Source organism: Actinosynnema sp. NPDC023794 (assembly GCF_040639675.1).
Taxonomy (GTDB): domain Bacteria; phylum Actinomycetota; class Actinomycetes; order Mycobacteriales; family Pseudonocardiaceae; genus Actinosynnema; species Actinosynnema luteola.
This window is the reverse complement of record NZ_JBFAFR010000011.1, coordinates 146,676-166,563: the sequence shown is the minus strand read 5'-3', so window position 1 is coordinate 166,563 and position 19,888 is coordinate 146,676. Positions and strand designations below refer to the sequence as shown.

The 19,888-nt window shown below is 70.6% G+C and carries 17 protein-coding genes and 1 pseudogene; 10 read left to right on the top strand and 8 right to left on the bottom strand.

What is annotated here, in order from left to right:
• Nucleotides 1-209: 209 nt before the first annotated feature.
• Both AB0H12_RS23530 and AB0H12_RS23525 read left to right on the top strand, forming a co-directional pair.
• Nucleotides 210-1,376, top strand: a complete 1,167-nt coding sequence (locus AB0H12_RS23530) for a serine hydrolase domain-containing protein (protein WP_499625235.1) — start codon at nt 210-212, stop codon at nt 1,374-1,376.
• Between the two features lie 4 nt (nt 1,377-1,380).
• Complete coding sequence (locus AB0H12_RS23525; RefSeq protein WP_499625233.1) at nt 1,381-2,166, top strand: MerR family transcriptional regulator; 786 nt, start codon at nt 1,381-1,383, stop codon at nt 2,164-2,166.
• A gap of 92 nt (nt 2,167-2,258) precedes the next feature.
• Here AB0H12_RS23525 and AB0H12_RS23520 read toward each other — a convergent pair whose 3' ends face one another.
• The 4 genes from AB0H12_RS23520 to AB0H12_RS23505 all read right to left on the bottom strand — a co-directional run bounded on the left by AB0H12_RS23520 (nt 2,259) and on the right by AB0H12_RS23505 (nt 6,876).
• On the bottom strand, nt 2,259-2,690 hold the full coding sequence (locus AB0H12_RS23520) for a hypothetical protein (protein ID WP_499625231.1): 432 nt from the start codon (nt 2,688-2,690) through the stop codon (nt 2,259-2,261).
• Nucleotides 2,687-3,466 (bottom strand): SDR family oxidoreductase, encoded by a 780-nt coding sequence (locus AB0H12_RS23515; protein ID WP_499625229.1) that lies wholly within the window; start codon nt 3,464-3,466, stop codon nt 2,687-2,689. Before AB0H12_RS23515 ends, AB0H12_RS23520 begins: the two co-directional genes overlap by 4 nt.
• Before the next feature lie 107 nt (nt 3,467-3,573).
• On the bottom strand, nt 3,574-4,488 hold the full coding sequence (locus tag AB0H12_RS23510) for an RNA polymerase sigma-70 factor (RefSeq protein ID WP_499625227.1): 915 nt from the start codon (nt 4,486-4,488) through the stop codon (nt 3,574-3,576).
• A gap of 87 nt (nt 4,489-4,575) precedes the next feature.
• Nucleotides 4,576-6,876, bottom strand: a complete 2,301-nt coding sequence (locus tag AB0H12_RS23505; protein WP_499625225.1) for a helix-turn-helix transcriptional regulator — start codon at nt 6,874-6,876, stop codon at nt 4,576-4,578.
• Between the two features lie 194 nt (nt 6,877-7,070).
• Here AB0H12_RS23505 and AB0H12_RS23500 point away from each other — a divergent pair.
• From AB0H12_RS23500 to AB0H12_RS23490, 3 genes and pseudogenes are all read left to right on the top strand, one after another.
• Nucleotides 7,071-7,712, top strand: a pseudogene (locus AB0H12_RS23500) (carbohydrate binding domain-containing protein); the annotation flags it as partial.
• Nucleotides 7,713-7,886: 174 nt separating this feature from the next.
• The gene (locus AB0H12_RS23495; protein WP_499625359.1) at nt 7,887-8,831 is read left to right on the top strand and encodes an alpha-amylase family glycosyl hydrolase; all 945 of its coding nucleotides are present in this window, start codon (nt 7,887-7,889) and stop codon (nt 8,829-8,831) included.
• On the top strand, nt 8,828-9,820 hold the full coding sequence (locus AB0H12_RS23490) for a hypothetical protein (RefSeq protein WP_499625223.1): 993 nt from the start codon (nt 8,828-8,830) through the stop codon (nt 9,818-9,820). The genes AB0H12_RS23495 and AB0H12_RS23490 overlap by 4 nt, the downstream gene beginning before the upstream one ends.
• A 144-nt stretch (nt 9,821-9,964) precedes the next feature.
• Here AB0H12_RS23490 and AB0H12_RS23485 read toward each other — a convergent pair whose 3' ends face one another.
• The 3 genes from AB0H12_RS23485 to AB0H12_RS23475 all read right to left on the bottom strand — a co-directional run bounded on the left by AB0H12_RS23485 (nt 9,965) and on the right by AB0H12_RS23475 (nt 12,871).
• Nucleotides 9,965-10,927: a winged helix DNA-binding domain-containing protein gene (locus AB0H12_RS23485; RefSeq protein ID WP_499625221.1), complete on the bottom strand. Its 963-nt coding sequence runs from the start codon at nt 10,925-10,927 to the stop codon at nt 9,965-9,967.
• Nucleotides 10,924-11,949: a LacI family DNA-binding transcriptional regulator gene (locus tag AB0H12_RS23480; RefSeq protein WP_499625219.1), complete on the bottom strand. Its 1,026-nt coding sequence runs from the start codon at nt 11,947-11,949 to the stop codon at nt 10,924-10,926. Before AB0H12_RS23480 ends, AB0H12_RS23485 begins: the two co-directional genes overlap by 4 nt.
• Nucleotides 11,950-12,025: 76 nt before the next feature.
• Nucleotides 12,026-12,871, bottom strand: coding sequence for a carbohydrate kinase family protein (locus tag AB0H12_RS23475; RefSeq protein WP_499625217.1), 846 nt, complete (start codon nt 12,869-12,871; stop codon nt 12,026-12,028).
• Nucleotides 12,872-13,056: 185 nt separating this feature from the next.
• Between AB0H12_RS23475 and AB0H12_RS23470 the strand changes: the two genes are divergently transcribed.
• Entirely contained in the window at nt 13,057-14,397 is a 1,341-nt protein-coding gene (locus AB0H12_RS23470; protein WP_499625215.1) for a hypothetical protein, read from the top strand.
• Between the two features lie 161 nt (nt 14,398-14,558).
• On the opposite strand, the gene AB0H12_RS23465 is transcribed toward AB0H12_RS23470, so the two are convergent.
• Nucleotides 14,559-15,947, bottom strand: a complete 1,389-nt coding sequence (locus tag AB0H12_RS23465) for a KamA family radical SAM protein (RefSeq protein WP_499625213.1) — start codon at nt 15,945-15,947, stop codon at nt 14,559-14,561.
• Nucleotides 15,948-16,049: 102 nt separating this feature from the next.
• Between AB0H12_RS23465 and AB0H12_RS23460 the strand changes: the two genes are divergently transcribed.
• From AB0H12_RS23460 to AB0H12_RS23445, 4 genes are all read left to right on the top strand, one after another.
• Nucleotides 16,050-16,544, top strand: a complete 495-nt coding sequence (locus AB0H12_RS23460; protein ID WP_499625212.1) for an FxsA family protein — start codon at nt 16,050-16,052, stop codon at nt 16,542-16,544.
• A gap of 88 nt (nt 16,545-16,632) precedes the next feature.
• A complete protein-coding gene (locus AB0H12_RS23455; protein ID WP_499625210.1) occupies nt 16,633-17,178 on the top strand; it encodes an EF-hand domain-containing protein in 546 nt (181 codons plus the stop codon).
• 61 nt (nt 17,179-17,239) lie between these two features.
• Nucleotides 17,240-18,199, top strand: coding sequence for a TIGR03885 family FMN-dependent LLM class oxidoreductase (locus AB0H12_RS23450; protein WP_499625208.1), 960 nt, complete (start codon nt 17,240-17,242; stop codon nt 18,197-18,199).
• The gene (locus AB0H12_RS23445; protein ID WP_499625205.1) at nt 18,196-19,743 is read left to right on the top strand and encodes an alpha-amylase family protein; all 1,548 of its coding nucleotides are present in this window, start codon (nt 18,196-18,198) and stop codon (nt 19,741-19,743) included. Before AB0H12_RS23450 ends, AB0H12_RS23445 begins: the two co-directional genes overlap by 4 nt.
• The last annotated feature ends 145 nt before the right edge of the window (nt 19,744-19,888 follow it).

Below are 19,888 nucleotides of genomic sequence, written 5' to 3'. Positions count from 1 at the left end.
CACTCGGCCGCGGACCGGACGGACGCTACGGAGCCGGCGTCGTCGGATCATCACCGCGCGGTGGACATCGGCATGTAGCTCGCGCGGGGGACAAGGCCCGCGCCGGTGTGATCTGGATCATTGCGGAGGTTGACCCCGGGTCAGGGTGCAGGCTCGTCGCAGCGGCACGACGCCGACCGGGAACAGCGGGACCACAGGAGCGGACCACCATGCACACCACCCCTTCCGACCAGGACAAGAGCACCCTGCGGACTGCCGGGCACGATCGCCCGGAGCTGAGGAAGGCGATCGAGGAGATCGTCGATTCCGGCTTCCTCGGCGTGTCGCTGCGCGTGAACGACGAGCGGGGCGAGTGGGTCGCCAGCGCAGGCGCGGCCGAGCTGGGCGGCGCCGCGACGCCGCCGACGAACGGGCACGTCCGGATCGGCAGCAACACCAAGACCTTCATCGCGACCCTGGTGCTGCGGTTGGTGGCCGAGGGCGCGGTCGGGCTGGACACCCCGGCGGCGGACTACCTGCCGGGGTTCGGGCTGGACGGGCGGATCACGGTGCGGATGTTGTTGCAGCACACCAGCGGGCTGTTCAACTTCAGCGGCGAGGTCGACGCCGACGGGACGATCGCGCCGGGCATCCCCATCGCGTACGGCCCCACGGGCCAGGAGTGGCTGGCCAACCGGTTCACGACCTACCGGCCGCGTGACCTGGTGGCACTGGCGTCGGCCAAGCCGGCGCGGTTCGAACCGGGCACGGGGTGGAGCTACTCCAACACCAACTACGTGCTGGCCCGGCTGCTGGTCGAGCACGTCACCGGCCGCCCGGTCGCCGAGGAGCTGCGGCGACACGTCCTGGGCCCGCTGGGGCTGTCCGGCACCGCGGTGCCGGACGCCTCACCCGAGATCCCCGAGCCGCACGCCCACGCTTACTACCGCTACGAGGACGCGGGCGAGCGCAAGACCGTCGACGTCACCCGCCAGAACCCGTCCTGGATCTCCAGCGGCGGCGACATGATCTCGACCACCCGGGACCTCCACACGTTCTTCTCCGCGCTGCTGGGCGGCGAGCTCCTGCCGGCCGCGCTGCTGGCCGAGATGTACGCGCCGCACCCGACGGGCATCCCGGACATGGACTACGGCCTGGGCGTGTTCGTGCTGACCACGGCCGATGGCGGCACCGTCATCTGCCACAACGGCGCCGCCATCGGCCACGCGGCGCTGATGTGCGGCACCCCCGACGGCGGCAAGACCCTGACCGCCGCCCTGAACTGCGTCGACGACGCCGAGCTGTCCATCGCGACGGCGTTCCGGGACGCCCAGCGACGGCTCGTGGACGAGGTGTTCGGCGGCGTGCGGGCCGACGCGGACCACCAGGCAGGCTGAGCGGATGAGGAACGGGGTCACGATCGGGCAGGCGGCGGCGTTCGTCGGCGTCACGGTGAAGACGGTGCGGCACTACCACACGCTCGGCCTGGTCGAGGAGCCGGAACGCGACGGCTCCGGCTACCGCAGGTACGGCTCGGCCGAGCTGTTGCGGCTGGTGCAGGTCCGGACGCTGGCCGCCGCCGGTGTGCCGCTGGCCGGGATCGGACCCCTGCTCGACGCCGACGCCGCGCGGTTCACCGCCGCGCTCGCGGACGTGGAGCGGCAGCTCACCGAGCGGATCGAGGAGTTGACCGCGCGGCGCGACACGGTGCACCGGCTCGCCGACGGCGACCGGGCGCTGCTGCCCGACCGCGCGGTCGCGCTGCTGGAGCGGATGGGCGAACTCGGGTTCCCCGCGGCGGAGGTGGCGGCCACCAGGGAGGGCTGGGTGCTGGCCCGGGCGCTGGTCCCGGAAGGTTTCGACGACTACCTCTCCCAGTTCGAGCACGCCGTCGAAGACACCCGCCTCGTGTCCCTGGCCCGGCGCGCGGTCGAGGCCGCGGCCTGGGATCCGGACGACCCCCGCCTCGACGAGCTCGCCACCGCCGCGGCCGACCACTACCTCGCCGACCCCGCGCTGCTGAAGACCGTGACCGGCCTGCAAGCCCGCACCGACGCCGCGACCCGGTACACGCTGATCGCCCACCACGGCCAGGAGCGGACGCCGGCCGCGGCACGGCTGGCCGCGCTCTTCGAGACCAAGCTCCGCGCCGCGGGCGTCTACCTCCCCCGGACGGATCCCCGCTGAGTGGGTCAGTGGCCAGTGTGCCGCCTGCCTCACCTGCGCGACCCACGGCCGCACCCCTTCGGCAGGTGCCTCGACGGTCGCGCCCCCACCACTCACCGACCACCTGTCGATCGTTCCTGGCCGTGGGTGAACGGTTGCGGACGAGTGCTCAGCAACAGCAGCGCCAGCGGGATCAGGACTGCCGTGGTCAGCGCGATCAGCAGGCGTGCGCGGTCCGCGGGCGCGAGGTGGTGCGAAAGGCGGAGGTGGATCACCAGGTGCGGCACCGCGAACATCAGGTAGGTGACGAGGGCGGTGCGGACGACGAGCCGCTCGGTGGTGAGGACGGCGACGCCGAGGACCACCGAGGTCGCCAGGCTCATGGCGCCGTAGTCCATCATCAGGTGGGCGTTGTACGGCATGTGCATACCCACCCACGGAACGTCGAAGAACGAGCGGGGCAGGAACAGCGCCCAGCAGCCGACGCCGAACTGGGTCGCGGTCAGGAAGGCAATCCCCGCTCGAAGCAGTTTTTCCGTCCTCATGCCGACCATCCCCGGGGGAGCGCCTCGGCGAGGTAGTCCGCGAAAGTGATCTTTCCTACGGCGTGCTGGGGAGCCAGGTGCCCGCCTTCCCGGTAGCCGCGCATGGCGCGGCCGGGGATGGGGATCCGGACCACCGGCCGATGGTGCCCGGCCGTCCGCGTGTAGGCGCGAGCCAGGTCGACGGCGGTGCGTATTTCGGGCCCGCCCATGTCGGGGGCTCGTCCGGCCGGTGCTCCGCCCGCGAGGAGGGCGAGGCGATCGGCCACGTCACGCACGTCGATCGGCTGGAAGTCGACCCGGGCAGGCACCACGACCGCAGGCAGCCATCGCATGCGGGCGCACATCCAGGTGATCAGGTCGTGGAACTGGGTCGCGCGCTGGATCGTCCAGGGCAGGCCCGATCGTTCCAGCAACTGCTCGCACGCGAGCTTGGCCCGGTAGTAGGACAGGTCCACCCGGTCGACGCCGACGACGGACACGTAGATCAGGTGCGGGCCTCCGGCGCGCTCGGCGGCCCGGAGGAGCCTGCGCATGCCGTCCACATCCGCGCGGCCGGTACTGGTCGCGCAGTGGATGACGGCGCCCACCCCGGTCACTGCCGCATCGAGTCCGTCCCCGCTGAGCAGGTCGCCGTTCACCCACCCGTACCGGGCGTCCCGACCGGCCGGTGGCCTGCGACTGAGCAGGCGCACATCCCGGCCGGCGGAAAGGAGCCGTGGCACGAGCGCGCGGCCCAGCCGGCCGGTAGCGCCCGTCACAAGGACCGGATCGGTCACGGATGCACCTCCAACGAGAGCGCGGCACCGGCTTCTGTGCCGATCGGCCACGCGTAGCTGTCAGATCACCGCCCACGGCGAGCAGCGCCGGCGTACGCGGTCACCCGCTAAGAACCGGACAGCCCGGCGGAATGTGACAGCCGTGCCGCGAAAGCCAGCTTGTCGGGAGTGGCGACGATGAGGATCCGGGCGATGCGGTCTGCCACGACCTCGAGCACCATCACGCCGATCAGGTCCGTTCCGGCTGATGCGAACGCCGCCGGCTCGCCGTTCACCTCGGTCCTCGTCAGTTGCACCTGCCCCGAAGTCCTGGCCAGGACCGCTTCGAAGTAGCGCGTCACCCGAGCCACGCCCGCGATGGGCCGCCGGGCCGCGCCCACCCGGCCGCCACCGTCCACCCACACGGTCACGTCCTCGGCAAGCAGCCGCTCCAACCCCGCCACATCGCCGCCCTCCGCCGCGGCGAGGAAACGCTCCACCAGGTCGGGACGGCGCCCTCCACCCACTCGGCGCGGCACGCGCCCGGCACCGCCGGCGTCGGACAGCCTCCGCCGAGCACGGTGGTACAGCTGGCGGCAGTTCGACTCGGACAGCCCGATGACCTCGGCCACCTCCCGGTGGCTGTAGGCGAAGGCTTCCCGCAGCACGAACACCGCCCGCTCCACGGGAGTGAGTCGTTCGAGCAGCACCAGGAACGCCAGCGTGACGAAGTCCCGCCGCTGCACCGTGTCCAACGGACCGAGCGCGCCGTCGGCCGTGGGCACGGGCTCCGGCAGCCACGTGCCGACGTACTGCTCCCGACGGGCGCGGGCGGACGTCAGCCGATTCAGACACAGGTTGGTGACGACCTTGGCCAGCCACCCCGGCACCGACTCGATGGCCGAACCCCGTGCGCGGTGCCAACGGAGAAAGGTGTCCTGAACGACATCTTCGGCCTCCTCGGCCGAGCCCAGCATCCGGTAGGCCAGACCGAACAGCCGCAGCCGGTGCTGCTCGAACTCCTCAACCGGGTCGGCCCCCATGCCCCGAGCATGGCAGGGCGCACTTCCGGCCCGAGATTCGGCTGCTCGTGGCCACCCGCGACGACGAGCTCACCATCCGCGCGGGCCCTAGTCGGCCATGCTCGCCAGGAGCGAGATCAGCTGGTGTCGGCTGCTGATCTCGAGCTTGCGGTAGATCCGGGTCAGGTGCGTGTGGACGGTCGCCGGCGAGATCACCAGCCTGGTGGCCACCTCCGGGTTCGACAGCCCGTCGCCGACCAGCTTGGCCACGTTCCACTCGGCCGGGGTCAGGCCTCCCGGACGGCGGTCGGGCTCCGGCGTCGGCACCTCGTCGAGCACGACTGCCAACGCCTGCTCCACCGACTCCGCCGGGCCCGCGTACGCCCGCGCGTACTCGTCCTCGCCGAGCACCGCCTTGGCCCGGGCCACGGCCTGCGCGGTGACCCACGCGAACGGCACCAGGCCGTCCACCCGGACACCGGTCACCCGGTGCAACCCGTGCGCCAGACCCAGCATCCGAGCGGCGGCGGAGCCGTCACCGGCCCGGGAGTGCGCCCACCCCAACGCCTCGATCGACCACAGCGGACCCCACTTGTCGCGGATCTCCCGCTGCACCCGCAGGCCCTCCATCAGCACGTCCAGCGCGCCGACCGGGTCGCCCCACCGCGTCTGCACCACGCCGCGGCACCAGTGCGCCCAGCTGATGCCCCACAGCGCGCCGAGCCGCTCGCACTCGGCGTAGAACTCCTCCGCCGCGGGCTCGGCCTGCTCACGGGAACCGAGCAGCACCAGCGACACGGTCAGCATGATGTGCGCGAGGTGGTGGTCCACCGCGAAAGCGGGCCCGAGCGCGCCGAACTCCTCGTGCGCCTGCCGCAACAACTCGACACCGTCGACCGCGCCCAGCGCCAGCACGGCGTACGCGCCGCGCACGAACGTCACCGCGGGCACCGGCCCGCCCACCTCACGGGCCATGGCGTCGGCCTCGTCCACCCGCCGCGCGACGAGTTCCCGTTCCACGCCCAGGCACAGCGCGATCCACGCGTCGAGGGCGATGGCGCTGGCCCGCAACGGGTCCGCGGTCGGCGGTGTGGCGGCGAGCGCGCGTCCCAGCCACAGCCGTTCTTCGGGTAATCGACCGGCGTAGGTGTACCAGCGGGTGCGGGCCAGGTCGACGCTCATCAGCAGACCGGCGTGCGCGGTGTCGGGGTTGCGGATCAGGTCGTTGAGCACCACGCGGTGGTTGGCCATGTCCGCGTCGACCGCCGCGAGCAGCGCGGCCTCGTTGTGCCCGGCGAACGACGCGGCCAGCCGGGCCGCCTCGCGCCGGAAGTAGTCCTGGTGCCGCTGCCGCACGTGCTCGACCTCGCCGGCGGACCGCAGTTCGGCCGCGCCGTGCTGCCGGATCGGTTCGAGCAGGTGGTAGCGGCTGCGGTCGGCGGACGGCAGCGCGATCGACTTGTCCAGCAGCCCGGCCAGCGCGTCGGCGACCTGGTCGGCGGCCAGTCCGCCGCCCGCGCACACGTCCTCCGCCGCGGTCAGGCTGAACCCGCCCTCGAACACCGACAACCGCGCCCACAGCAGGCGTTCGTCGGGCGTGCAGTGCGCGTGGCTCCAGTCGATGAGCGCGGCCATGGTCTGGTGGTGCTCGACCGCGGTGGTGTCGTTCGCGGTGAGCACGCGCATCACGTCGTCGAGCCGGTCGGCCAGCAAGGACACCGGCATGGACCGCATCCGCACCACGGCCTGCTCGATGGCCAGCGGGATGCCCGACACCCGGCGCAGCACGCGCACCACGTGCGGCCAGTTCTCCGGCGTGACCCGCCAGCCCGGCACGCTCGCCTCGGCCCGGTCCACCAGCAGCGCCACGGACTCGTAGCCGAGGTCGAGCGGCGCGTCCTCGGCGGGCACGTCCAGCGGCGGCACCATCACCAGCACCTCGCCGGGCACCCGCAGCCGGGCCCGGCTGGTGGCCAGGACCCGCACGCCGGGCGCGGCGCCGAGCACCGCGCGCACCAGCCGCGCCACCGGTTCCACGAGGTGCTCGCAGTTGTCGAGGACCAGCAGCACCTGCCTCGGCCGCAGGTAGTCGACCAACGTCTCCAACGGCGTCGTGGTCGCCTGGTCGGGCACGCCGACGGCGCTCAACACCACCTGTGCCAACAACTCCGGGTCGCCGCCGCGCGCGGACGCCAGCTCGACCACCCGCACGCCATCGTCGTAGGCGCGGTGCACCTGCGCCGCGAGTTCCAGCGCCAGCCGGGTCTTGCCGCCGCCACCCACGCCGGTGAGCGTGATGAGCGGCGCGACGCCCATCCGCCGGCGCAGCTCGGCCAGCAGATCCTTGCGGCCGACGAACGAACTCAGCGCCCGCGGCACCACACCGCCTCCCGCTGCCCGCTCGGTCATCCGGACACCGTACGACATCGGACTGTGCGCGTGCCGTGAGATCGACAAAGCAACGCGTGGGCGAACCACCTTGCAAATGCTTGCAGAGATCGCTCCACGTTCAGGCTCGTCAAGCCGTTTACGCCCGTGTGAAGCCGGCGCTGGTCTGCAAACAATTGCCCCACTTTGCGCAATGAAGCGTGACGGGAGCAGCGATGCGAGCGAGATCGCGACGACCGACCGCCTTACTCGTGGCCCTCGGCCTGACCGGGGCGGCGTGGACCGCGCCGGGCAGTTCCGGCGAGAGCGGGACGACGGCGCCGGCCGCCGGCGCGGCGGCGAACAGCACTACGGTCTTCTACCGCCTGCCTTCGGGGTGGCCGGTCGCCAACGTGCACTACCAACCGCGCAACGGCCCGTGGACCGCCGTGCCGGGCGAACGCACGGAACCGGCGGCGTGCGCGGGCCGGGTGTGCCGGACCGTGTCACTCGGCGACGCCACCGGCCTCGTCGCGGTGTTCAACAGCGGCTCCGGCACCTGGGACAACAACAACGGGCAGAACCACGGCCTGGGCACGGGCGACGTCACCGTCGCCGCGGGCGTGGTCGGCGTCGGCGACCCGTGCGGGACCGACCCCGATCCCGGTCCGACGAACCACGCGGAGGTCTACTACTCCACCAAGACCCGGAACTGGACCGCGACCCGGATCCACTACCAGCCGACCGGCGGCCCGTGGACGGCCGTGCCGGGTGTGCCGATGGAGCAGGTGTGCCCGGACTGGGCGCGCGCCTCGATCGACCTCGACCAGGCCACCGGCCTCAAGGCCGCGTTCAACAACGGCTCCGGCCAGTGGGACAACAACAAACGGCGCCGACTACGCATTGCGGACCGGGCGCAGCACCGTGGAGGACGGCGTGGTCACGCCGAACGCGACCGACCCCTGCGGACCCCCTGCCCCGCAGGACGCCGTCGCGCCGAGCGTGCCCACCGGCCTGCGGGCCACCGCGTCCGCGCTCACCGTCTCGCTGACGTGGGCGGCGTCCACCGACAACGTCGCGGTCGCGGGGTACGAGATCACCCGCACGGGCGGCGCGTTGGGCGCGGTCGTGCGCAACACCGGCACGGTGGGCTTCGCCGACGGCCCGCTCACCGCGAACACGACCTACACCTACGCGCTCAAGGCCTACGACGCGGCGGGCAACAAGTCCGGCTCCACCGCGTCCGTCGCGGTGACCACGGGCGGCGTGCCGCCCGCGCCACCGGGCGGCACGCCGTTGGGCGGCGACCCGCGCGAGGACTCGATCTACTTCGTGATGACCGCCCGCTTCAACGACGGCGTCACGGCCAACAACCGGGGCGGCAGCCAGCACGTGCGCTCCGGCAACGCGGCGAACGACGACCCGATTTCCGCGGCGACTTCCAGGGCCAGGTCGACAAGCTCGACTACATCAAGGGCCTCGGCTTCTCCGCGGTCTGGATCACGCCGGTCGTGCTCAACCGCTCGGACTACGACTTCCACGGCTACCACGGCTGGGACTTCCACCGCGTCGACCCGCGCCTCGAGTCGCCCGGCGCGACCTACCAGGACCTGATCGACGAAGCGCACGCCAAGGGCCTGAAGATCTACCAGGACGTCGTCTACAACCACAGTTCCCGGTGGGGCGCGAAGGGCCTGTTCCAGGCGAAGGTGTTCGGCGTCCGCGACAACCAGTGGTCCTGGTACTACGACCAGCCGGTGCAGGGCTTCGAGTACGACGGCCTGACCATCGACCCGAACACCGGCAAGTCGTACTGCAACGGCGACCTGTGGTCGACCACCGAACCGACCGGCAACACCTGCCCCGGGCAAGGTCGGCGCGGACGATCCTTACCTGAGGTGACACTTCCGGCCGAAGGGCAGGCGTGCCCTCCACCGCCCGCCCGCCGGATCCCGCTGTCACTCCTTCGGGTGATGCCATGGACACGTGTTGCTTGAGCATCGCGATGTTCACGGCAGAGGACATCAGCAACGAAGGCGGTGCCGACGCGCCGGGAAGGTCGACGATGCGGACGACGAGGGTGCAACGACGCCAGCAGGTTCAGGCGTTCATGGCGTCGGGCGTCACGGCAGCCCTGGGGATTGCCGTCAACTTCGCCACCGAGTGGAGAACCAGCCTCCTCGCGTGGTCGGCTGTGGTGGTTCTGACCGTCGGCTCCGGGTTCTTGGCGCTCCTCGTCAGCGGGTCCGGCCACGGTCCAGGAGGCGATGCGACACGCGGTGGGAGCGTGTATGCGCAGGGAACAGGCAGCGTCGCCGCACACAGCTTCAGTTACGTCGCGCACCAGAACCCTCCGGCGGTCCGGCTCGTCGTGGTGGTCGCCGCAGTCGTGCTCATAGCAGGCGCGGGGGGTCTCTTCGCGAATCGTCTGTTCGGATCGGTCACGGGTAGTGCGGTGTCGGACGGCACGCCGTCTCCGCCGCCGTCGAGTCCCCTCCCGTTCACGCACGCGGTCCGGAAGATCACTCCGACCTGCGGTGCGCCGTGGATCACGCCGAAGGCGCCGGACCGGATAGCCCTGCCCGTTCCGGACGAGATCACGACGGCCGGTGGCTGGTCCGAGTGGGACGTGGTGAACGAGGACGGCGCGGCGGCGAGCCCCGGACAAGTGATGGTCACCATCCAGGGCAGGACGGACGCGGAGGTCGTGCTGACGAACCTGGAGGTGAGGGTGGTCGCCCGGCGCGAGCCGATCCGAGGCACTTCACTCGCGCGGCAGTGCGGTGATCCGGGAGCGGTCCGCTGGCTATCCGTGGACCTTGACCGGGACCCGGTCGCACCGACGGCGGACAGGTTCGACGAGGTGCACCCGTTCACCCCTGATTGGGAGCGCAAGCCGATCAAGTTCCCCTACACCGTTTCGCTCGGGGACGCCGAGACGTTCGTGGTCAAAGCGAGCACCGAGGGCTGCGACTGCGATGGGTGATCGGACTGCACTGGGCTTCACAGGGCCAGACCGGTGTCCTGCCGATCACTGACAACGGTCGGCCGTTCAGGACCAGCAGCGCCAAGAACGCACGTACCTGCTACGTGCTGGAGACAGAACTGACCTGCTACTGAGGTCAGCCGCTCAGAACCAGGCCAGGACGGACTCCACCTCGACGTCGAGCTCGGACACCGGGATGTGGCCGAACTGCTCCACCACGACCCGGCCGTCGCGTCGGCGCCACGTGCCGCGCACCTGGCCGTCGACGACGAGGTGCGGACCCACGGTCTGCACCAAGGGCGCGTGCAGGGGATCCAGCAACAGGGTGCGGTCGGAGTAGCCGAGCAGGAACGTGTCGAACGGCCCGAGGAGGCGGACGGTGCCGTCGAGGTCGGCGGCGTCGGTCGTCGGCAGCTGCCAGCCGTGCTCGCCCTCCACCAGCTCGTCGAACGGGAACGCGGCGCGCACCTCGACCTCCGGCAGGCCGCTCCACGCGGTGAAGTCCTCGACCGTCGCGGGGCCGTGGGCGCGCAGGTAGCGGCGGACCAGCTCGGCGACACCGCGCGGCTCGTCATCGGCGCGGGGGAGCAGCCGGTAGGTCGATTCGCCCGCGCAGACCACACCTCTGTTGGCGGCGTAGGCCAGCAGGTAGGCGGGCGCGGCGGTGGCCGGGTCGAGCGCCACGCCGACGTCGGCGAGCCGGGCGACGACCTGCGGCCTGGTCAGCGGTTCGGTCAGCACCTCCCGCAGGGCGCCCAACGCCCGCGCGCACACCTCGTCGGTCAGGCCGAGCTCCCACCGCCGACGCCGGGACCTGGCCACGTTCACCGGGCCGAGCAGCGCCACCAGCCAGCCGACGTCCTCCCGGCGCAGCAGGTGCACCGCGCCGCGCATCGCGCACGTCCGCACGACGTCGCCTGCCTCCAGCGCGGCGCGCAGGTCGGCGGGGGAGACACCGGTGGTGCGGGCCCGCACGGCGAGACCTGCCGCCGTGGTGTCCTGCGCCTGCACCGCGAGCACGTCGTGCAGCAGTTCGGGCAGCGAGCGGGCGGGGGTCGTCAGGCGTTGCGCCCGCATGCGCAGCGCCCTCGCCCGACCGGCGGTCACCTCGGCCCCGCGCCCGTCGAGCCGCGCACCACGAGCTCGGGCAGGAAGACGAACTCGGCGTGGGGAGCGGGCGTGCCGCCGATCTCCTCCAGCAGCGCGTTGACCGCGGCCTGGCCCATCGCCTCGACGGGCTGGCGCAACGTGGTCAGCGGTGGGTCGGCGAACACGATCAGCGGGGAGTCGTCGAACCCGACGACGGACACGTCCTGCGGCACGCTCAACCCGCGTTGCCGGGCCGCCCGGATCGCGCCGAACGCCATCAGGTCGCTGCCGCACACGATCGCCGTGCACCCCTTGTCCAGCAGCGCCGTCGCCGCGGACTGGCCGCCCTCGACGGTGAACAGCGAGTGCTGCACCAGCGCCTCGGCCTGCTCGGCGGTGTACGGCAGCGCGGTGCGCATGTGCTGCACGAAGCCCTCGATCTTGCGCAGCACGGGCACGAACCGGCGCGGCCCGACGGCCAGGCCGATGCGCTCGTGCCCCAGCTCCACCAGGTGCGACACCGCCAGCCGCATGGCCGCGCGGTCGTCGGTCGACATGAACGGCGCGGAGATCTTCTCCGTGTAGCCGTTGATCATGACGAACGGGATGCCGCGGCCGGCGAGCTTGGTGTAGCGGCCCATGTCGGCGGTGGAGTCGGCGTGCAGGCCGGAGACGAACACGATCCCGGCCACGCCCCGGTCCACCAGCATCTCGGTGAGCTGGTCCTCGGTCGACCCGCCCGGCGTCTGCGTGCACAGCAGCGGCGTGTAGCCCGCGCTGGTCAGCACCTGTTCCACGACCTGCGCGAGGGCGGGGAAGATCGGGTTGCCCAGCTCGGGCGTGATCAGCCCGATGAGGCCGGCGCTGCGCTGCCGCAACCGGGGCGGTCGTTCGTAGCCGAGCAGGTCCATCGCGGCCACCACCGCCTGGCGGGTGGCCGACGACACCCCGGACTTGCCGTTGAAGACCCGGCTGACGGTCGCCTCGCTGACCCCGGCCTGCGCGGCGATGTCGCTCAACCGGGCGGTCACGCCGTCCATGTGGATCCCTTCTGTCGCGGCGACACGCGCACCCGAAGGAAAGTCCTTGCAAAGGCTTTCAGCAAGCCCTTGACGGTCACAGTTCGGGTGCCAACCCCGCTGAACCGAGGCAGAGGACGGCCTGCCGGGCTCCGGCGGCCATCGCCTCGGCGATGTCGGCCCCCGCGAGGTGGGCGACCAGGAACCCGGAGAAGAAGGCGTCGCCGGCGCCGTTGGTGTCGACGATCTCCTCGATCGGCACGGCGGGCACGTGGTGGACGGCGCCGTCCACCACGGCCACCGCGCCTTCGGGGCCGAGCGTGGCGACCGCGGGCTTGTCGAGCGACTTGAGGAAGACGAGCAGCGCGTCGCGGTCGGCGAAGGCGTCGTCGTTGAGGAAGACGTGGTCGGCCGCGTCGAGGAAGTCGCGGTGGAACTCCGCGACCCCGTCGTAGTCGTGCAGGTCGCACCACACCGGCACGCCGGTCGCACGGGCGGCGTGCAGCAGGGGACGGGAGTGGTCGGCGAGGTCGACCACCGCCGCGTCGGCCGCCGCCAACGCGGCCAGCGCGCGTTCGTCGTGCTCGGCCTGGCGCAGCCGGGGGAGTTCGAGGTAGATCGACACCCTCCCGCCGCGCGGGTCCATCAGGTTGAGGTGCTGCTCGGTGGCGGTGTCGACCACCTCGGCGATCACCTCGACCCCGGCCCGGTCGAGCACGTCGAGCACCGACCGGCCGGCCTCGTCGTCACCGACGACGGTCCGCAGCGTGACCTCCGCACCGAGCGAGGCGAGGTTCAGCGCCTTGCCCGCCGACGTGCCGCCGACCGCCACGCGGTGGCCGGTCGCGAACACGGTGTGGGGCCTGGCCTGCGGCAACCGGTCCAGCGACACCAGTCGGTTCCACGACACCGGCCCCGCGACGAACACCTTCGGCTTGTGCATGCGCGCCAGTGTGAGGGGTGATCAACACATCGGCCAACGACGGGCTGGTCCTGGCTGCAAGTTCTGTCATACCTCTCTCTATAACTTCAGTGTTGACTGATAATAAGGAGCAACCCTCACGTGCTTCGCGATATAAGGAACGTGATCGACTCATACCACCCCACCAGCACCAGGAAGGCTGCTTCATGCCGCGAAACCGCCCGTTATCGAGACGTTCTCCCCTTCCCGTCGCCACGCTGGGCGCGCTCGTCCTGATCGCCCCACCGGCCAACGCCGCCGACACCGACGTGCCCTGCGATCCGTCCGCGCTGGTCGCCGCAGTCGCCGCGGCCAACGCGTCGACGGTCCCGGACACCTTGTCCCTGGCCGCGAACTGCGTCTACACGCTCACCGCGCCCGCCGTGGCCGGGGGAGAGGACGGGCTGCCTGCCATCGCCGGGAAGCTCACGATCCACGGCAACGGCGCCACCATCGCCCGGGCCGCGGACGCGCCGCAGTTCCGGCTCATCTCCAACTGGGGCGACCTGAGCCTCGACCACGTCACGCTCACCGGTGGCCGCGCCCCGGATGCGGTCGGCACTGACTCCTACGGGGAGGGGAACCAGGGCGACTCGGGCGGGGCCATCCAGAACTGGGGTCCGCTGACCATCAGCGACAGCGTGGTCACCGGCAACGTCGCCGGCGCGGGTGCTCCCGGTGCGGACGCCACCGCCACGACCGCGCGCGCGGGTCGCGGCGGGCTCGGCGGTTCGGGCGGCGCCATCTCCTCCTACAGCACGACTTCGGCGTCGCTGACCATCACCGACAGCACGATCACCGGCAACGCCAGCGGCCCCGGTGGGCGGGGCGGCAACGGCATCGGCCAGGTGGCGGGCGGCCGGGGCGGCTCGGGCGGATTCGGTGGTGGCGTGCACACCGTCGCCGGCACCGCGCTGCGGATCAGCGGCGGCATCGTCCGGGGGAACGCCGCCGCCGACGGTGGCGTGGGCGGGTCCGGTGGCGTAGACGGCGGTGGGGGAGGAGACGGCGGCAGTGGTGGCACCGGTGGTGGGGTGGACGTCGGCGGTCGTGAGGGCCAGTCGTTGAGCCCTTCCGTCACCAGCGTCAGGATCACGGCCAACCGGGCGGGCCGGGGTGGTGCCGCCGGCGCCGCGGGGCCCGGCGGTTACGCCGGTTGGGCCGGTTTCGGCGGCAGCGGGGGAGGGGTCGCCGTGTACCGCGAAACCCTCGCCCTCGACCGCAGCTGGGTCAGCGACAACGCCGCGGGCGAGGCCGGGGCGGGTTCGTCACCCTGGCCGGGCTCCGGCGGCGGCATCCACACCTTGTACGCGCAGGTCGCGTTGGCCAACGGGACCGTGGTGACCGGCAACCGGCCGAACAACTGCGACTCCGTGGCCGACGTGCCCGGCTGCACCAACGTCCCGGTCACCGTCCGGGCTCAGCGCGCCGGCGGCGTCGCTGGTCGGGACCGCCAGGGCGAAGACCGCGCCCACGTGGCGAGGGGCGCGTCCGCAGCGGCGAGGTAGTCGGACGGCGTCCCGTGCCGAGTGGGCGGGCACGGGACGCCACCACGTCGCTCGTACTTAGTTATCTCGATAACTTCAGTGTTGACTAAACTTGATCATCACGCGATCCGACGCCCGTGGACACCACCGCCAAAAGCAGCCATGAGCCGCAGGGGCAGTTGCTACGCCTGCTCGGACCACCAGCGGCGGCCGGTTTCGGGGAGGGTGGAGATCGGGTCGTAGTAGGGGTAACGACGGTCGAGGGCTTCGGGGTCTTCGAGTTCGATGCCGGTGCGGTAGTTCTTGGTCCAGTAGGAGATGCCGAGTTCGCGGTCGTACTCGTGGAGTTGGTGGACCCACCGCTTGCCGACGTAGGGGACGTCGCAGACGATGCGCGGGGTGGCGTAGCCGGGCAGGTAGCCCATGATCGCGTGCTGGAGTTCCTGCGCTTCCCAGACAGCGACGCGCCAGTGCTCGGCGTTGGGGATCATGTCGCACATGTAGAAGTAGTACGGCAGGATGTTCGCTTCGCCTTGGAGCGCGAAGCAGAGGTCGAGCAGGTCTTCCGGGGTGGCGTTGACGCCCTTCATGAGCACGCCCTGGTTGCGGACGTCGCGGACGCCGACTTCGAGGGCGGTGCGGGCGGCTTCGGCGACGAGCGGCGTGACGGTCTGCACGTGGTTGACGTGGGTGTGGATGGCGAGGTTGACGCCGCGGCGGCCGGCGGTGCGGGCGACGCGTTCGAGGCCTTCGACGACTTTGGGTTGCAGCCAGTGCTGGGGTAGTCCGGCGAGGGCTTTGGTGGCGAGTCGGACGTCGCGGACGGTGTCGATGTCGAGCAGTCGCATGAGGAACGACTCGAGTTGGGGCCAGGGGACGTTGGCGACGTCGCCGCCGGAGACGACGACGTCGCGGACGCCGGGTGTGCGCTTGAGGTAGTCGATCATCTGTTCTTGGCGGTCGACCGGTTTGAGCGCGAGCTTGTGCTTCTGGACCTGGGGGGTGGAGTTGCCGACGAGGTCCATGCGGGTGCAGTGGCCGCAGTACTGGGGGCAGGTGGAGACGAGTTCGGCGAGGACTTTGGTGGGGTAGCGGTGGGTGAGGCCCTCGACGACCCACATCTCGGCTTCGTGGAGGGAGTCGCGGGCGGAGTGGGGGTGGCTGGGCCAGTCCGGGTCGCGGTCGGATCGCACGGGGATCATGTAGCGGCGGATGGGGTCGGCGAAGAAGGCTTCGGTGAACGCCTCGGGGTCGAGTGGGGCGTCGGGTGCCATGGTGTTGAGCATCTGGGGTGGCACGAGCATGGACATGGTGGCGGATTGCTGCTGGTCAGCGGCCAGGTCGTCGTAGAACCGGTCGGTGAGCAGGTCGCCCATGAGGGTGTGCAGCTGCTTGGGGTTCTTGACGCAGTTGGCGCGTTGCCACTGGGCGTCGCGCCATTGGGTGTCGGTGGTGTCGCGCCAGCCGGGGAAGCGGCGCCAGTCGGGTTCGACCAGCTCTTGGCGCACGTAGGTGTAGGGCTGGAGGTCAGCCCTGTGCTGCGTGGGGGTGACCTCGTCCAGCGCAGTCATCCATGCTCCCTGTCGGTCGAGTGGCGTGAAGATATGCTGCCAGATGGCCCGTTGGCCGTAAATATTACGGCAGGGAGCGTTTCGGGGCGTTGGTGCGTTGGGATGGGTATGCGTGTGTTCGCGGTACTGCTGGTGGGCTTGGCTGTGGAGGTCACCGCTCTGGTGGCGGCGTTCGGGGCGTGGGGTCTGTTGCCGACCCTGGGTCTGCTGGTGCTGGGCGGGGTGGTGGGTTCGGTGTTGTTGCGTCGTGAGGGCGCGCGGACCGTGGCGGCGTTCTCGGAGGCGTTGCGGACGCGTCGGGCGCCGCACCAGGAGCTCGCGGACGGTGTGCTGATCGCGGCGGCGGCGTTCTTGATCATCGTGCCGGGGTTCGTGAGCGACGTGGTGGGGTTGTTCCTGTTGTTCCCGCCGACGCGGCGGTTGATGAGCAGGCGGATCGCGCGGCGTGCGGAGGAGCGGGAGCGGGCGATGACGTTGAACGTGCGGTACGGGCAGCACCCGATGGCGGGTGGTGTGGTGGTGGACGGTGCGGTGGTCGAGGGTGATGTGGTGGATGTGCGGCCGGAGTCGCCGTCGAATCGGCCGGAGTTGACCTGATCGGGTGTGGCAGCTGGTTTCGGGCTGCCGGGTGGTTGGGCGGTTCCTACGCTTCGCCCCGGGTTTGTTCCTAGGGAGAGGTGTGGTCATGTCGGGTGATCTGCGGATGGACAACGTCGATCGGGCTTTCGCGGTGTTCGACGTGGACGGTGATGGTGAGATCAGCTGGGAGGACTTCTCGGCGGCGGCTCGGGGTGTGGGGCGGGAGTTCGGGTTGGGGGTGGAGTCGTCCGAGGTCAGGAGCCTGGTGGAGGCGTATCGGGGGTTGTGGGACTACATCGTCGGCGCGGATCTGGATGCGGATGGCGCGGTGAGCCGGGGTGAGTTCCGGGACGCGCACGAGGCGGGTCGGTTGTCGACGGGTGGGTTGTTGGAGAAGTGGTTGGTGGTGTCGGGTCGGAATTTCGAGGTGGCGGACCGTGACGGTGACGGCCGGCTGGACGGGAGTGAGTTCGCGGGGATCTACCGGGGGAACGGGGTGACGGATCCGCAGGTGGCGGCGATCGCGTTCGCGGGGATGGACGTGGATGGTGACGGGCGTCTGGATCGGGAGGAGTTCCAGACGCACGTGCGTGGTTTCTTCACGGCGACGGATGGGTCGGTGAAGGGCGCGCGGATGCTCAGCGGGGGCTGAGCGGGGGCTGAGCGGTCGGGTCGTGGTGTCGTCGGGGGGTGGCCTGGGTACGTGAGACGGCATGACCGTCATCGGTGTGCACGCGTCTCATGAGCAGGTCCACCCGTCGGCGTTGTTGTCGGCGGTGCGGCGGGCGGAGGAGGTGGGGTTCGACGCGGGGATGAGTTCGGACCACTTCTCGCCGTGGAGTGCGCGGCAGGGGCAGAGCGGGTTCGCGTGGTCGTGGTTGGGTGCCGCGTTGGAGGCGACGGGGTTGCCGTTCGGGGTGGTGAACGCGCCTGGTCAGCGGTATCACCCGGCGGTCGTGGCGCAGGCGATCGGGACGTTGGGTGCGATGTACCCGGGTCGGTTCTGGGCGGCGTTGGGCAGTGGTGAGGCGAGCAACGAGCACATCACGGGTGGGGGTTGGCCGCGCAAGGATGTGCGGAACGCGCGGTTGTTGGAGTGCGTGGAGGTGATCCGCGCGTTGTTGGCGGGTGAGGAGGTCAGTCACGACGGTCTGGTGAGGGTGGATCGGGCGAGGTTGTGGACGAGACCTGATGTGCCGCCGTTGTTGGTCGGTGCGGCGGTGAGCGAGGAGACCGCGCGGTGGTGTGCGGGGTGGGCTGACGGGTTGATCACGGTGAACGCGTCGGCGGAGCGGTTGGAGCGGATCGTGGGGGCGTACCGGGGTGCGGGTGGTCGGGGGGCGTTGCGCGTTCAGGTGCACTTGAGTTGGGCGGGGACCGACGACGAGGCGCGGTCGGTCGCGCACGAGCAGTGGCGGAGCAACGTGTTCGGGCCGCCGGTGTGCTGGGACCTGGAGACGGCGGAGCACTTCGACGTGGTGTCGGAGCACGTGTCGGTGGAGCAGGTGGCCGGGGTGGTGAACGTGTCGTCGGATCTGGGGTGGCACGCGAAGACGATCCGTGAGTACGTGGAGCTGGGTTTCGAGGAGGTCTACCTGCATCACGTGGGGCGTGAGCAGGAGCGGTTCCTGGATGTGTTCGGTGAGCGCGTGCTGCCGGAGGTGCGGGCGTGAAGTTGACCAGGACCGCGGATCTGTGGTGGAAGAACGCTGTCGTGTACTGCTTGGACGTGGAGACGTTCCACGATTCGAACGGTGACGGGTACGGCGATTTCCGGGGGTTGATCGACAAGATCGACCACCTGCACCGGTTGGGTGTGACGTGCTTGTGGTTGATGCCGTTCTTCCCGACGCCGGATCGGGATGACGGGTACGACATCACGGATTTCTACGGTGTGGACCCGCGGTTGGGGACGTTGGGTGATTTCGTGGAGTTCGTGCGCACGGCGCGTGACCGGGGGATGCGGGTGATCGCGGACCTGGTGGTGAACCACACGTCGGATCGGCATCCGTGGTTCCAGGCGGCGCGTGATCGGGACAGTCCGTTCCACGACTGGTACGTGTGGGCGGACGAGCCGCCGGCGAACGCGGGGGAGGGGGTGGTGTTCCCGGACAAGGAGAAGTCGCTGTGGACGTATGACCGGAAGGCGAAGCAGTACTACTTGCACCGGTTCTACCGGCACCAGCCTGATCTGAACGTGGCGAACCCGGCGGTGCGGGACGAGATCGCGCGGGTGATGGGGTTCTGGATGGAGTTGGGGTTGTCGGGGTTCCGGGTGGACGCGGTGCCGTTCCTGTTGGAGGCGCCGATCGAGGCGTTGCCGGATCCGCACGACTACCTGGCGGATCTGCGGGCGTTCCTGTCGCGGCGCAACGGTGAGGCGATCCTGTTGGGTGAGGTGAACCTGCCGTACGCGGAGGCCATGGCGTTCTTCGGCGGGTCGGACGGTGTGGGCGACGAGTTGCACATGTGTTTCGACTTCATCGGGATGCAGCAGATGTACTTGTCGTTGGCGCGTGGGGACGCGAGTCCTCTGACGCATGCGTTGAAGGAGCGGCCGGCTCCGCCGCGGGATTGTCATTGGGCGACGTTCGTGCGCAATCACGACGAGTTGACGTTGGACAAGTTGACGGAGCCGGAGCGGCAGGAGGTGTTCGCGGCGTTCGGTCCGGAGGAGGACATGCAGTTGTACGGGCGTGGTCTGCGGCGGCGGTTGCCGTCGATGCTGGGAGGTGATCTGGCCCGGATCAAGATGGTGTACAGCTTGTTGTTCTCGTTGCCGGGGACTCCGGTGTTGTTCTACGGCGAGGAGGTCGGGATGACGGAGGACCTCTCGTTGGAGGGCAGGTTGGCGGTGCGGACGCCGATGTGGTGGGACGCGGTGGACGGGCAGCGTCGTGATCCGGATTCGTTGTTGGGGTGGACCCGGTTGTTGGTGGAGCGGTATCGGGAGTGTCCGGAGTTGGCGTGGGGGTCGTTCACGACGATCGACACGGCGGATCCGGCGGTGTTCGCGCACCGGTGCGAGATCGACGGCGGGACGGTGATCGCGGTGCACAACTTCGCCGATCGGGAGGTGGCGGTGCGGGTGCCGAAGGTGGAGGGGGTGCTCACCGATCTGTTGGTGGACGGGACGGTGACGCCGAAGAAGGACGGGACGGCGACGGTGGAGTTGGGTCCGTACGGGTGTCGGTGGTTCCGTCAGGTGAGCCGGTAGCCGTGGGCGGGTCGGTTGGCCATGCCGTAGCGGGGTAGGACTCGGTGCTGGTGGCGCACCTGGCGTTGATCGACGTGGCCGGGTGGCCGGTGGCCGGGGCCGTGTTGTTCTTCGGCGCGGCGTGGACGTTGGGCGCGGTGTGGTG

What these genes read in the sequence shown, in the direction of transcription:
- AB0H12_RS23530 (WP_499625235.1), top strand. Translation starts at nt 210, where the DNA reads ATGCACACCACCCCTTCCGACCAGGACAAGAGCACCCTGCGGACTGCC.
- AB0H12_RS23460 (WP_499625212.1), top strand. Translation starts at nt 16,050, where the DNA reads ATGGGTATGCGTGTGTTCGCGGTACTGCTGGTGGGCTTGGCTGTGGAG.
- AB0H12_RS23470 (WP_499625215.1), top strand. Translation starts at nt 13,057, where the DNA reads ATGCCGCGAAACCGCCCGTTATCGAGACGTTCTCCCCTTCCCGTCGCC.
- AB0H12_RS23520 (WP_499625231.1), bottom strand. Translation starts at nt 2,690, where the DNA reads ATGAGGACGGAAAAACTGCTTCGAGCGGGGATTGCCTTCCTGACCGCG.
- AB0H12_RS23525 (WP_499625233.1), top strand. Translation starts at nt 1,381, where the DNA reads ATGAGGAACGGGGTCACGATCGGGCAGGCGGCGGCGTTCGTCGGCGTC.
- AB0H12_RS23505 (WP_499625225.1), bottom strand. Translation starts at nt 6,876, where the DNA reads ATGACCGAGCGGGCAGCGGGAGGCGGTGTGGTGCCGCGGGCGCTGAGT.
- AB0H12_RS23510 (WP_499625227.1), bottom strand. Translation starts at nt 4,488, where the DNA reads ATGGGGGCCGACCCGGTTGAGGAGTTCGAGCAGCACCGGCTGCGGCTG.
- AB0H12_RS23455 (WP_499625210.1), top strand. Translation starts at nt 16,633, where the DNA reads ATGTCGGGTGATCTGCGGATGGACAACGTCGATCGGGCTTTCGCGGTG.
- AB0H12_RS23480 (WP_499625219.1), bottom strand. Translation starts at nt 11,949, where the DNA reads ATGGACGGCGTGACCGCCCGGTTGAGCGACATCGCCGCGCAGGCCGGG.
- AB0H12_RS23450 (WP_499625208.1), top strand. Translation starts at nt 17,240, where the DNA reads ATGACCGTCATCGGTGTGCACGCGTCTCATGAGCAGGTCCACCCGTCG.
- AB0H12_RS23465 (WP_499625213.1), bottom strand. Translation starts at nt 15,947, where the DNA reads ATGACTGCGCTGGACGAGGTCACCCCCACGCAGCACAGGGCTGACCTC.
- AB0H12_RS23475 (WP_499625217.1), bottom strand. Translation starts at nt 12,871, where the DNA reads ATGCACAAGCCGAAGGTGTTCGTCGCGGGGCCGGTGTCGTGGAACCGA.